At 44.6% G+C, this 12,715-nt stretch carries 14 protein-coding genes; 5 read left to right on the forward strand and 9 right to left on the reverse strand.

From position 1 onward, the window contains the following. Nucleotides 1-147 precede the first annotated feature (147 nt). The 3 genes from BMY62_RS12935 to BMY62_RS12945 all read left to right on the forward strand — a co-directional run bounded on the left by BMY62_RS12935 (nt 148) and on the right by BMY62_RS12945 (nt 2,699). Complete coding sequence (locus BMY62_RS12935) at nt 148-1,698, forward strand: hybrid sensor histidine kinase/response regulator (RefSeq protein ID WP_256207611.1); 1,551 nt, start codon at nt 148-150, stop codon at nt 1,696-1,698. Beyond that, a complete protein-coding gene (locus BMY62_RS12940; protein ID WP_090660734.1) occupies nt 1,695-2,327 on the forward strand; it encodes a response regulator in 633 nt (210 codons plus the stop codon). The genes BMY62_RS12935 and BMY62_RS12940 overlap by 4 nt, the downstream gene beginning before the upstream one ends. 120 nt (nt 2,328-2,447) lie before the next feature. Beyond that, a complete protein-coding gene (locus BMY62_RS12945) occupies nt 2,448-2,699 on the forward strand; it encodes a sulfurtransferase TusA family protein (RefSeq protein ID WP_090660737.1) in 252 nt (83 codons plus the stop codon). 22 nt (nt 2,700-2,721) lie between these two features. Here BMY62_RS12945 and BMY62_RS12950 read toward each other — a convergent pair whose 3' ends face one another. From BMY62_RS12950 to BMY62_RS12960, 3 genes are read right to left on the reverse strand one after another with little or no spacing between them, the layout of a single operon-like run. Beyond that, nucleotides 2,722-3,369: a LutC/YkgG family protein gene (locus BMY62_RS12950; RefSeq protein WP_090660740.1), complete on the reverse strand. Its 648-nt coding sequence runs from the start codon at nt 3,367-3,369 to the stop codon at nt 2,722-2,724. Beyond that, nucleotides 3,362-4,780: a LutB/LldF family L-lactate oxidation iron-sulfur protein gene (locus tag BMY62_RS12955; RefSeq protein ID WP_090660743.1), complete on the reverse strand. Its 1,419-nt coding sequence runs from the start codon at nt 4,778-4,780 to the stop codon at nt 3,362-3,364. Before BMY62_RS12955 ends, BMY62_RS12950 begins: the two co-directional genes overlap by 8 nt. After that, a complete protein-coding gene (locus BMY62_RS12960; protein ID WP_256207612.1) occupies nt 4,777-5,568 on the reverse strand; it encodes a (Fe-S)-binding protein in 792 nt (263 codons plus the stop codon). Before BMY62_RS12960 ends, BMY62_RS12955 begins: the two co-directional genes overlap by 4 nt. A gap of 135 nt (nt 5,569-5,703) precedes the next feature. On the opposite strand from BMY62_RS12960, the gene BMY62_RS12965 reads away from it, so the two are divergent. Beyond that, nucleotides 5,704-7,404, forward strand: coding sequence for an L-lactate permease (locus BMY62_RS12965; RefSeq protein WP_090660749.1), 1,701 nt, complete (start codon nt 5,704-5,706; stop codon nt 7,402-7,404). Nucleotides 7,405-7,566: 162 nt separating this feature from the next. Continuing rightward, a complete protein-coding gene (locus BMY62_RS12970; RefSeq protein WP_090660752.1) occupies nt 7,567-8,289 on the forward strand; it encodes an ABC transporter permease in 723 nt (240 codons plus the stop codon). A gap of 81 nt (nt 8,290-8,370) precedes the next feature. Here the strand turns inward: BMY62_RS12970 and BMY62_RS12975 are convergent, their stop codons facing one another. The 6 genes from BMY62_RS12975 to BMY62_RS13000 all read right to left on the reverse strand — a co-directional run bounded on the left by BMY62_RS12975 (nt 8,371) and on the right by BMY62_RS13000 (nt 12,391). Further along, on the reverse strand, nt 8,371-8,829 hold the full coding sequence (locus BMY62_RS12975) for a TIGR02594 family protein (protein ID WP_090660754.1): 459 nt from the start codon (nt 8,827-8,829) through the stop codon (nt 8,371-8,373). A 490-nt stretch (nt 8,830-9,319) separates the two neighbouring features. Further along, nucleotides 9,320-9,520 carry a hypothetical protein gene (locus tag BMY62_RS12980; RefSeq protein ID WP_090660757.1) on the reverse strand — a complete coding sequence of 67 codons (201 nt, stop codon included), beginning with the start codon at nt 9,518-9,520 and terminating at the stop codon, nt 9,320-9,322. A 14-nt stretch (nt 9,521-9,534) separates the two neighbouring features. Further along, on the reverse strand, nt 9,535-10,188 hold the full coding sequence (locus tag BMY62_RS12985) for a hypothetical protein (protein ID WP_090660760.1): 654 nt from the start codon (nt 10,186-10,188) through the stop codon (nt 9,535-9,537). Nucleotides 10,189-10,190: 2 nt separating this feature from the next. Beyond that, on the reverse strand, nt 10,191-10,613 hold the full coding sequence (locus BMY62_RS12990; protein ID WP_090660763.1) for a hypothetical protein: 423 nt from the start codon (nt 10,611-10,613) through the stop codon (nt 10,191-10,193). Nucleotides 10,614-10,639: 26 nt separating this feature from the next. Further along, nucleotides 10,640-11,146, reverse strand: a complete 507-nt coding sequence (locus BMY62_RS12995; protein ID WP_090660766.1) for a hypothetical protein — start codon at nt 11,144-11,146, stop codon at nt 10,640-10,642. Nucleotides 11,147-11,302: 156 nt separating this feature from the next. Then, nucleotides 11,303-12,391: a response regulator transcription factor gene (locus BMY62_RS13000; protein ID WP_090660769.1), complete on the reverse strand. Its 1,089-nt coding sequence runs from the start codon at nt 12,389-12,391 to the stop codon at nt 11,303-11,305. Nucleotides 12,392-12,715: the final 324 nt, after the last annotated feature.

Genomic DNA, 12,715 nt, shown 5'->3' on the forward strand with positions numbered 1-12,715 from the left:
ATGTCAGTAGTCTATTCGTTGATGCTGGATAATGGTTGTAAATTGGTATAGTATTCATGGTGTTATGCTTCCGTATAGAAAGATGTGGTTGATTTAAATCAAAGTGTCGATGGGAATTGAGTGATCAAAAGAAGAGTTTTAAAGATTTTGTCGGTTGAAAACTCTGCTGCTGATGCAGATCAAATAAACGATACGCTGGTGAAAAGCGGGTTGCAGCTGAATGTTAACTGGGTAAACACGGTACAGGAACTGCGCAAAGCCTTGAGGACCGGTGTGTGGGATATTGTGCTGTCAAATACAGATGTGCCTCAATTGAAACCCGATGAAGTAATACAGTTACTATTGGATTATGGACAAGATGTGCCCTTAATCATAGTTTCGGAAAATGAAGATGAGGAAGCGGCAGTATCATTGATGGAAAAGGGGGCTTGCGATTATATCGCAAAGAAGAATCTGCAGAGGCTTGTACCCATCGTACGCCGTAGCTTGCGTGCGGCGGAGAATTCCCGACGTGTGAATATTACCCAGGTTGCCTTGCAAAAAAGCGAGGCGCGCTTTCGTGCAATTACAACGAATCTACCCGGTGTTGTTTTTCAGTTTTTACTGACACCGGACCATAACGAGAGCTTTCCTTATGTCAGTAATGCATCAGAGACCCTGCTGGGACTGTCTCCACATATGCTGATGGCAAACGCTACATTGTTTTCACGACTGATTCTGCCTGAAGATAAGAAAAATTACGAGAGACTGTTGCAAATATCTGCAGAGAAACTTTCCACGCTAAACTGGGAAGGACGTATCCAGGTTAAAGGTGATTCGGATATTAAATGGATCAGCCTGCGTGCAACCCCGAAAATGGCAGCTGATGGCGGGATTTTGTGGGGTGGAATCATGATCAACATTACCCGGAATAAGCTGGCCGAAACGGAAATATCGCATTCGCGGGAGCAGTTGGTCGAATTGTCTTCCTATTTGCAGAAAGTTAAGGAACATGAACGTGCGCGAATAGCACGCGAGATACATGACGATATTGGCGGCACATTGACAGCCATAAAATGTGAGTTGGTGCCCTGTTTGGATTCCACGCCACGCCTCAGTGATTTTTATCAGAAAAAAGCAGCCATAATTGAAAGTCTTGTTGATCATGTTATTGACAGCACGCGAAGAATATCCATGGATCTGCGTCCCGGTATACTTGATTTCGGTATTGTTGCTGCAGTCCAATGGCAGGCCAAAGAGTTTAGCCGACGTACAAATATTTCATGCCATGTATCTTGTGAAGAAGAAGAGATTCTGCTGGATGCTGATTTGTCAGTAGCAATTTTCCGACTTTTTCAAGAAATATTAACCAATATTTCCAAGCATGCACAAGCTACCAAAGTTTGGGTCAGTCTGGCAGAGGCAGAAGAAAAAATTGTTATGGAAGTGCTTGATAATGGGTGCGGGATTGATCCTGAAGATATGAAAAAACAGGATTCGTTCGGTATTAGAGGAATGCGCGAGCGCTGCCAGCAATTAAAAGGAAGCTTCCATATCTCAGGTGAACCCGGTATAGGAACCAGGGTCTGCATTCTTATTCCTATACTGGAAATGAGACCGGCATATCAAGATGATTCTGTGGAGATACCTGATTTTAAATCAGAATATGAAAGTGACCAGCGGAGCTTTATGACAATTAATGATCGGAGAAAACAATGATACAAGTGATGATTGCCGACGATCATGCGATTGTCCGCCAGGGCCTGAAGCAGATATTAAATGAGACTAGCGATATCCGGGTCACCAGTGAAGCCGAAACAGGGTTTCAGGCTATCAAGATTGCCCGTCAGCATGATTTTGATGTCGCATTGCTGGATATTTCGTTACCTGATAGAAATGGTATTGACGTGCTCAAACAAATTAAAAAGGATAAACCAAATTCTGCAATTCTGGTACTGAGCATGCATAACGAGCACGAATTTGCTCTTCGCGCGTTGAAAGCGGGCGCCGCGGGATATTTGAATAAACAGAGCGCGCCGGCTCAGCTTGTAACTGCTATTCGTCAAGTTGCCTCTGGGGATAAATACGTCAGCCAGGCTTTGGCTCAGGAACTCGCGAACGCTGTTAATTCGAAGAGTGATCAACCGCTCTATACCATTTTATCCGATCGTGAATATCAGACTCTGTGTCTGATTGCGTCGGGTAAAACGCTATCTGATATTTCGGCGGAAATGTTTTTAAGTCCTAAAACCGTCAGCGTTTACCGATCGCGCATACTGGAGAAGCTCAAGTTGAACAATAATTCCGAGTTGATACGGTACGCAATAAAAAACCGGCTGGTTGACTGAGATTGTCCTGCCGGTTCTAATTCCCCTAATCAAGGCATATTGCTGCATCCTGATAAGGAAGGGTGTGTCGGGATTTTGGCCAATCTGTCGGTAAGATAATCAATTGCTTGAAAAAAACAAATGGATAATATTGATTCAACCTTGTGGAAATTTGATCAGGAACTTGATGCGCGGGGTCTGGTGTGTCCGCTACCTATTTTGCGGACTAAACAGTCACTTGCCGGTATGACCAGCGGAGAAATTTTGAGAGTTGTCGCAACTGACCCTGGTGCCGAGATTGATTTTCAGGTTTTTGCTGAACAGACCGGTAATCAGTTGCTGGCCATGTCATCAACTGATATGGAGTTCGTCTTTTTTTTAAAGAAAAGATAGTACAAAAATATCAGCAATGATTTCATACCATGATTACCACCAGTTCTTTTGGTCCATGCACGCCATATGTGAGGGTCTGCTCGATATCAGCCGATTTTGAGGGACCCGAGATCAGGAGCATATTTGCCGGCAGCTCTGTTTCACTCCAGTGCTGCGCTTTTATTGCTTCTGCAAACGAGTTGTAAATTTTAGTTTTTTCTATGACAGCAATATGAACGGGCGGGACAAGAGACATCAGACGGGGTTCCTGTGAGTCAGGCCACAATATCAATGTCCCGGTATTGGCAATACCGCCGTACGTGCTGGTAAAAGCGGCCTCGATTCCATCGAATAAAGATTGTTTCCAGTTTTCAACCGGATTGTCGTAGTATTTAAGTGAAGGTAAATTTGCGGAATTTTCAATAATGGCTTTACCCCACGGCGTTGCGGGTGAAAGCAGAACATTTTTTAAATGCTTGACTCGGCAAATATGCTGTAATGTCATCAGCCAGGAATGGTCTGTAGCATCGTAAATTTCTGCATGTGCTGATTGCAGCTGGGTACGGAAAAGTTGCACCGTATAGTTGCTGCTCCAGTTTACTGAATTCGAAATATCCCGCGCCGATGGCATTGTCTGGTCACTGGATGCAGCTTTGAGCCGGTTGAGAATCGTGTTGCGTGTGTCATTCATTATCGATTTCGAGTGCTTTAAGGCGTTCGTGCAAGGTGGTATCCGGCAGTCTCGGTACAGCGCGTGCAGTTGTCCATGGGGATATTTTAGCCAATATTCGATCTGTGAGTCGACGCATGGATGTGGCAACGCTGGTGATACGGTTATACGCACCTGGATGGATGCAGTTCCATACCCAGATTTTCCAGATGATGGCTTCTGTTTTGCGCCTTCCTGAGCCTGCTCCAGATGTGCTGTAGCTGTTTTTGCGAATGTGTTCCCAACGTAACCGGTTGATGATTTTAGGAATCGGGATGCTTACCGGGCAAACTTCCTGGCATGCGCCGCAAAGGGTTGAAGCCTGTGTCAGTTCTCCGTACGAATCCAGTCCATTTTTTTGTGGTTCAAGTATTGTGCCGATCGGACCCGGAATAACCGTCTGATAGGCATGGCCACCAATATGCTTGTAGATGGGGCAGTGATTCATGCACGCACCGCAGCGAATGCAGTTCAGGGTATCACGTAGCTCAGGATCGCTGTAAATGCGGGACCGGCCGTTGTCCAGTAATATCAGATGCACTGCTGTCGGGCCGTCTTTTTCATTTGGTTTGCGCGGGCTGCTGATCATATTCACGTATGTTGTGATCGGCTGTCCTGTTGCCGAACGGGTGAGTATACCCAGCAGCGGTGGTACATCATCCAAGCATTCCACTACTTTTTCGATACCCGAAACAGCGATATGCACAGGTGGCGCAGTACTGCACATACGGCCGTTTCCTTCGTTCTCGACCAGGCAGAGTGTACCGGTTTCCGCAATCATAAAATTGACACCCGTCAGCCCAACCGGTGCAGTTGCGAAATGATGCCGCAGAAACCGGCGGGCGGCTTGGGCCAGTGCGCTGATGTCCTCGGTATAGGGAATTGAAGGAAACTGCCTGTGAAATAATCGGGCAATTTGTTTGCGGTTTTTGTGCAGTGCGGGAACAATCATGTGCGATGGTTTTTCGGCAGCAAGTTGAATAATCAGTTCACCAAGATCGGATTCAAGGCATTCAATACCGTGTGTGTTGAGGAAATCGTTCAGTCCCATTTCTTCCGACACCATTGATTTGCCTTTGATGACAAATCTGGCATCATGGAATCGCATAATATTCAACACAGTCTGGTTGGCCTGCTCTGTGGTGTCCGCCCAGTGAACCTGTATGCCGTTGCGTTGCAGATTGATTTCCAGTTGTTCCAGTAATTGCGGGAGCTTGCTGATGGCGTTTACACGGATTGCCGTACTGTGACGGCGCAAATTTACCCATTCTGCTTGGTCAGGAAAAGCAGCGAGTCGGTGTTTTCTCAGCTTATTGATCACGTTTTCAGTATTGTTTCGAACTTCATGCTGGGCCAGTGCGTTTGAAAACTGTTTGCGATATTTTGTGGTCATGGCTTGGCTTTATGTGTTCTATCCCATAGAAATTCGGCAATATGGACATGTGAAATCTGGCTGTCCTGTTTTTTTAGAGCGCCGCCGATGTTCATCAGGCAGCCGCAATCTTGTCCAATTAATTGTTGTGCGCCTGTGTTTTCAATAGCTTTTGCTTTCTCCAGTACCATTGCGGTGGAAATTTCCGGTTGCTTGATTGCAAAAGTTCCGCCAAAACCGCAACATTCCTCTGCATTGTCGGGTTCGATGCGGGTTACGTTTTGCAACTGGTCCAGTAACGAATCGATTCTGTCAGCAACATTCATTTCGCGCCGTGCTGTGCAGGATGAATGAACCGCAACAGTTGTCGGCTCGCCTAAATCGGTGAGATTGACCTTCAGTATATCGGTCAGGAATTCAGTCAATTCGTAAACCCGGTTCACGACATCAAACACGCTGGCCTCGTCCGGTTCGTCTTTGAAGAGTGCCGGATAGTGTACTTTTATCATGCCCGCGCAAGAAGCGGATGGTACGATGATCGGGATCGGCCTTGGAAACAGTTTGAGCTGTGCCCTGGCTACGGCAAGTGCTTCATCCCGGTAGCCGGAGTTCCAGGCGGGTTGTCCACAGCAGGTTTGCGTCTGTGGAAAAATTACGTTTACACCTTCCCGCTCGAATAAATGCACTGCAGATACGCCGGCCTGTGGGTACAGCAGATCAATCAGGCATGTGCCAAACAAGTAGACAGTGTCCGGTTTGGGACCGGCGCTGGCGCGTGTAAAATCCATGCGTGATTCAGTTTTTATCATGTCTGGTGTAAGAATAGTCTGAACAGATAATAAAGATAATCCCGGCTGAATGAAACCTTTTGGGCCGTGAAAACGGTCATTGCCTATTTTGGCAGCAATTTAATTTCATTTTCGTATTGAGAGGAAAAAATACAGGTGAACCAAACATTGCTTACGTTTTGCGCTTTTTTGCCGCTGCTGTTAGCTGCTTTTTTGCTGGCGGGGTTGAACTGGCCGGCGCGGCGGGCGATGCCGATAGTATTGCTGGTGACAACCGGTATTGCATTAATCGTGTGGGAAATGTCGTTCAATCGTGTAATGGCATCAATTCTGCAGGGGCTGATTCTGACAGTTTCGATCCTATGGATTGTTTTCGGCGCGATCCTGCTTTTGAATACCCTGAAATATGCAGGTGCTATTTCAGCAATCCGGCGCGGTTTTTCCAACATCAGCCCGGACAGACGCGTTCAGGTGATTATAGTGGCCTGGTTGTTTGGTTGTTTTATTGAGGGTGTTTCCGGGTTCGGTACCCCTGCAGCAGTTATCGCGCCGTTGCTGGTTGCGCTTGGATTTCCGGCGTTGGCTGCTGTCATGGTGGGCATGATGGTGCAATCCACACCGGTATCGTTCGGTGCGGTTGGAACGCCAATCATTGTGGGTATCTCCGGTGGGCTGGACAAAGCCGATATTACCGAAAAACTCGTTGCTGCAGGTTCTGACTGGAATGCGTTTGAGCGTCTGATTACATCCGAGGTCGCGCTTATACATGCTTTGGCCGGGTTGCTGATGCCACTGCTGATGTGCATGATGTTGACCCGTTTTTTCGGGCGCAATAAATCCTGGACAGAGGGGTTGGCAATCGCGCCGTTTGCTATTTTCGCCGGTTGTGCATTTGTCATTCCTTATACGCTGGCGGGTGTGTATCTTGGTCCCGAATTTCCGTCGATTGTCGGCGCTTTGACAGGGCTGTTAATCGTGCTTCCTGCAGCACGCATTGGCTTTCTGATACCAAAAAAACAATGGGATTTTACGGTCGCCGGTGATTGGCCGTCAGAATGGCTGGGCAGCATTGAAATAAAGCTGGATGATCTGGTGTCCCGGTCGCATGTTGCCATTTCAACAGCATGGTTACCCTATGCGATGCTGGCCGCGCTTTTAGTGCTTACTCGCACCAATACCGATATCAAAACATGGTTAAGCAGTCATTTGACACTGGAATGGCAAAGTATTCTGGGTGAGGTGGACATCTCAGGCGGTATTCAGTTTTTGTATCTGCCGGGTGGTATCATGATAATGACAGTGTTGATTGCATTTTTTATGTACCGCATGCAGTGGCATCGAATTAAACCCGCATTGAAAGAATCGACACAAACATTATTCGGGGCAGGTTTTGTGCTGATTTTCACTATTCCGATGGTGCGTATTTTAATCAATTCCGATGTCAATCTGGTGGATTTGCCATCGGTGCCGCAAGCAATGGCGCAATCGGTTGCCGCCAGTGTGGGCGGGATTTATGCGTTTTATGCACCCGCAGTCGGCGCGCTGGGTGCATTTATCGCAGGATCCAATACCGTATCCAATCTGATGCTGGCGCAATTTCAGTATGACATGGCGCGACTGATTGGCGCATCGGGCGAACTGCTGGTGGCCGCGCAGGCTGTAGGTGCAGCTGCGGGCAATATGATTGCCGTTCATAATATTGTTGCTGCTTCAGCCACTGTCGGTTTGCTTGGACGCGAAGGAAAAGTGCTGCGCATGACTGTTCTGCCGACATTGTATTATCTGGTATTATCCGGCACCGTTGTCATTCTGGCTGCTCATTTCCTGGACGCCTGTAAATTGTCAGTAGTCTGCTAGACGACGGCATGCTTTCTCCGTGACGCTGGTGCATATCAGGAACACAAATGCGTTGTTCAGACTGCGAGAGATCTGTTTAGATTGATACTGAAAATTGTTGACAATCATCTGATCATTGCTTTTATTGCAGAAAACGAGACATAAGGGACAAAAGGGAACCTCATGAATGAATCCGTTCAAGTTATACCGCTGCTTAACCTGGCACTGGTGTCTATTCCCGTTCTGCTTGTGATCGGAATTCTCTGGAGATGGTCGCTTTCTCCGGGACATGCAGCGTATGCTCTGGGACGTATGCTGGTGCAACTGCTGCTGATCGGCTATTGTCTCATGTACATTTTTGAAGCGGAAAACTCGCTGGTTGTCATTGCGGTACTGGCTGTCATGGTAACAGTTGCCAGCTGGATAGCCCTCGGCACTATTAAAACCCGGCGTACTGTACTCTATAAACAGGCGTTGATTTCGATACTGATTGGCGGTGGCCTTGTCCTTGTCGTCGTCACGCAGGGTGTTTTGCAACTGCAGCCCTGGTATCTGCCGCAGTACATGATACCCCTTGCTGGCATGGTGTTCGCCAATTCCATGAATGCTGTCAGTCTGGCTGCTGAGCGTATGAACGCCGAACTGGAACGGCAGATGAGCTTCGATCAGGCGCGCAACATCGCCATGCGCGCGGCCTTGATCCCCACCATTAACGCCATGCTTGCCGTCGGTCTCGTGTCTTTGCCAGGCATGATGACCGGACAGATACTTTCCGGCATTTCCCCGCTGATTGCGGCGCGTTATCAGATTATGGTGATGTGCATGATATTTGCCGGCGGCGGACTGTCGACAGCGATGTTTCTGGAAATGTCGCGGAAGCGGTTTATGGAGTGTAAGAATTTCTAGTGTTGTTTGCAGCTAAAGCTAATCAATTCAGATAGATTTAATCTTAGATAATCTGGCGACGAAATATTCTGGACCACTTTATTAACAAAGGCGTCTGACTCCCAGAAGCTTGTTCTTAGAGTAACTACTAATACTCACAGAGTCACTTTGATTACCACCCAAAACTAATATATTTCCTCCATCAATACCTGCAAAAAAGCCAACGTGTCCAGGTGCATCTATGACATCAGGCCCAGGTTGCTGGCCACTACCACGTTTGAAAATAACAACATCAAATCCAGCTTTTGCATCGTCTAATTTGATAACCTTTCCGATAGACAACCAAGAACGTGCTCGTAGACTTTTAGAGCGCGGCAAGCGTAGGAGCCACGCCACATAATTTATAAATCCAGAGCACCATGGGACACTATCATCGTCTGGCCAGTTACTGTCGAGTTTCAACATGGCAAGAATTTGGGGGTTTGCTGTGCTTCCCGAGACTTCCTTGATACCTACAAATCTTTGCGCGATTTCATAAGCTGATATTTCTATTTTCTTCATAATAAATGTCCTAGAATGTAGTGCTAATATAACTTCCAAGAGGAATCGCCGTAGTTTTGACTAATTACCATTCTTAATTCAGCTAGCAGGGCAGAGTGCAAAGAAATTGCATCGAATATTTTTCAGCAAATTTATTATCCTTTCGTTTGCTTTACGGTTTTGTGTCTGTATTTTCTGCTGATTTGTCTCCTGCTTGTTCAAGTGGCTTTTCTCCTAATTATTGTGCAACTTTTCCTGTCATTAAGATACCGATGATCGCTGCAACAGAATCTGATTATTACTTGAAGTGAGCTTCTTTTTTTATTTGTAATAACCCAAGCTACAAGCACCCCCAGCAACCCATAATAAAAATGCAAGCCAACTAGCTGAGAAACCACCATTATCTTCTTGTAGAAACTCTAAAATTTTCATTATTTTTTCCAATATTTTTAATAATAAAAATTCAACATAAAGACTTTTAAAAGCAACACAAAATTTACGGTAACTCTATTTATTTTTTGCCAATTACGACAAAAACTTCTCCATCTGGATCACTTAATATATCTAGATGTCCACCAAGATCAGTGCCATCTAAGACAACATTCTGCGCCTTTGAAACTGTTGTTTGATATCCTTTTATTTGCAGCTTTTGTTCGGCTACTTTTGCTTCGCTCTCATGACTGTTTACAATTATTTTTATGGTAATACTCATAAATACCTCAATCCTTAATTAATTGGGATGGCTTTATATAGTGGATAAATTGCTACATCTGCCCGGTCAGACAGCAGATCTTTTAATGCTTTTTTTGTGTTAGCATTCTTTATTGAGCTTTCTACTGAAAATGTCATTATATTCGGATCACTTGCTCTAGCCTTGATGATCAAATTATTTAACTTATTAGCATCAATATTTTCTGAATTATCAGTCAGATATTCCAATATCTTGCCAGTCATCTCTTCTTCTATATTAATTTCCTCTACGGCCTTGTAAAAAGATAAGGTTTTAGCAACATCCGCTGCTTTTGATTTTGAAGGATCTATTTTATTATCATATAACCTATCAGCAGCATCGCCAGTGACAAAAGCGGTTCGAACAAGTATAGGATTAAATTTTTTGGGAGTATCTATAATTCTGAAATCAAAACTACTAATGGTAGAAAGGGCTTCTCCATCACCATCTTCATTATTACTTTTTCTCGGCACAATCATAGCGACACGTTGTTTAATTCCTAGATTACCTTGCACAGGTTGTGACGAATCAGGACGTGCTTCAACCGTTAAAGAGATTTTTTCTGTCTCATAAAAATAAATTGAATTAGTACAACCTGTAAGCAGAAGTGAAAGAAAAAGGATTTTATATAAACTTATTTTCTGGTTCATGATTAACCTTCCTTCTCGTCATTATTGCTGTTGACACTGGGGCTTCCTGCATTACCTGGCAAGCAGCTTAAACTCCCTCCTTGAATGCTTTTCTTTATATCCTCGAGAGCTTTTTCGTCTTGCGCTATATCAATAGCCGTATTTCCAGTTGAGACAAAATGCCTAAACTGAACTTCATTGATACCTTGTGCATAGATACAGCTTATAGCAGCTAAACTCATCGCATCTTCGTTCTCTTTTTTGCGAGGAATTAGCGCAAATGTATCTCGGTCATAACCAAATACCATACGCCCAGTCGTCGTTTCAACACTAGCAGCCACTTCAAGTCCTAACGTAGAAGTGTGTACATAAACAAGGTGTTTAGCGTTCATACAACCCGCGAGCAGAAAGCTCATGACACAAGTGCCAAGTAATTTTCTTTTCATAATATTCCTTCATTAAATCAAGTAATTTAGTGCTGTTGTATACTGCTTTGTATGCTGGCCTTGATGCTGCCCATATGATCACGGGTAATCAGGAATGCGCCATCGAAATCAGGCGGTATTCGTAATATACTGCGAGACTCAATCCCAGCAGAGAGACCGGTCTTGAGTGAATTAGCATGCACTACGATACCCTGATTTTTCTCAATCCATGCATATGGTTTCTTTTTTTCAAAACTAATTTCGTCTTTACTTATTTCAACAAAATTATTGTCATTAATTTGTTGTAAAAATTTTTTTATTGATAAGATATTTTTACGTTCCAATTTAGGATAGATCTTCATTCTTTTGGTATAACCCAAAACTAATCCACGATCTGTAAATTGTGTACTTATGAATCCACCCCAAGACTCCTGAGTAACCAAAAAACTGTTATCATTCTCAAAATAACGAGATTTCACAAACCCGTGATTATTTATTGCACAGGCAGAAATTAGCAACAAAAAAAGTAAATAAGCAGTTCTTTTTTTAGCCATAAAGATATAATTAAATATGGATAGAAAATAAACAAAAGTCGGAACCCTGATTATTTTGTTTTATACAACAATATTTTATTAGTTAAAATAACCCAATTGAGCCATTTTAAATATTTCTATACAAAACAGTTTGCTAGTGTTGAAGATAAAAAATCTTTACCCAACCCACACCAACATTTCCCCGCGCGACGAAACCCCCAGTTTGCTGTAAATGCTTTTGATGTGATTACGCACGGTGTGATAACTCAGGTGGATTATTTCTGAGATTTCGCGGGTTGGGGTTCCCTGGTAGATCAACAGTGCGATTTCGAGTTCGCGCTGGGTCAGGCCTTTGCGTTGCAGTTGGTTGAATATTTTTCCGATAGTGTGAGAGATGCGTGACAGTTGAATGAAATAGGTTTGATGATGGTGGTTGGCGTCGCTGCTGACCAGTGTCAGTTTGGTTTCATACAGGCGTTTGCCGAGCTTTGACAAAAAGCTGTGCCACTCGAGCCGTTTGAGTTGTATGTTCTGAATGAGTTTTAATGCGATCGAAAGGAATGGGCGCTTTTGTGATTTGACAATATGTGCGAATGTCGGACTCTGAAAGAGCATGCTGCCGTCATCGCGGATGACCGCGACCGGTTCCGAGTGTGTGGACCATAACTCCATGAATCGACGCGAATTCCGGCTTAATTGATGGAACAATATCATTTTCAATGTTTGCAGCAGGGGTGACCTGAATGCATTCAGCAGTTCGATATCGCGTTGACTGAAGAGATGCTGGCGGTCGTGCAGGCGGAAAAAGTGAAAACGGTACGTCTGATTTTGTTCATCATGAAGGGTCAGCACGGCGCAATAGCGGTGCGACTGCTGCTGAAGTGGATCAAGAGCGTTGGATTGTGAAATTGAAATGGCATCGCAATAATGCCTGTTGCCGGCTAGCGGGTCTGTTAATTTGATATCCGAGATATGTATAGTTGATTGTGCTTCTGCAGGCGTTTGCGTGATGGCGAGTATGAGCTGTTCCCAGTCGCATTCACAACAGTTTGAGAGATTGATGCCATCAATCGGCTGCTTACTATTCTGATCCGCCGACGTTTGTTCATAATAAACGCCATTGCAGGCGACCAGGGGGAGTAATGCTTGTTCCAGGACCTGGTTGAGTTCAGTGCTTGTCCGGCAATTGTTCAGCCAACTGATAATTGCCAGCGTTTTCTGATGGTCTTTGACAGACAGCATATCCGATACAATTTCATGATTCATTTCCCGCCTCCGTTTTTCGTTCGTGAAGCTTCGATCAATGAAAAGTAAATCCTGTGCTGTAGCGAAATGTTAAATAGCATCAGCATCAGATTCAGAATATGCTAATCAGTATAACGAATTAAAAAGTGCTATTGTGTGATTTTTTTCACGGTTATGTAAAAAATGATGGTTTTCCGGTAACTACTCTCCTCATACTTTGTGAGCCTCACCCGCCAATGCGATTTGAATAGCGATAAGCGGGTTATATCCTCTATTGGCCATGGATTGCAGGTAGCTTGAAATCCGGCAATAGGCATGTGCATATTCGGTGGTTCTGAAACAACC

The sequence above is a fragment of the Nitrosomonas marina genome (genome assembly GCF_900111605.1).
Classification (GTDB): Bacteria; Pseudomonadota; Gammaproteobacteria; order Burkholderiales; family Nitrosomonadaceae; genus Nitrosomonas; species Nitrosomonas marina_A.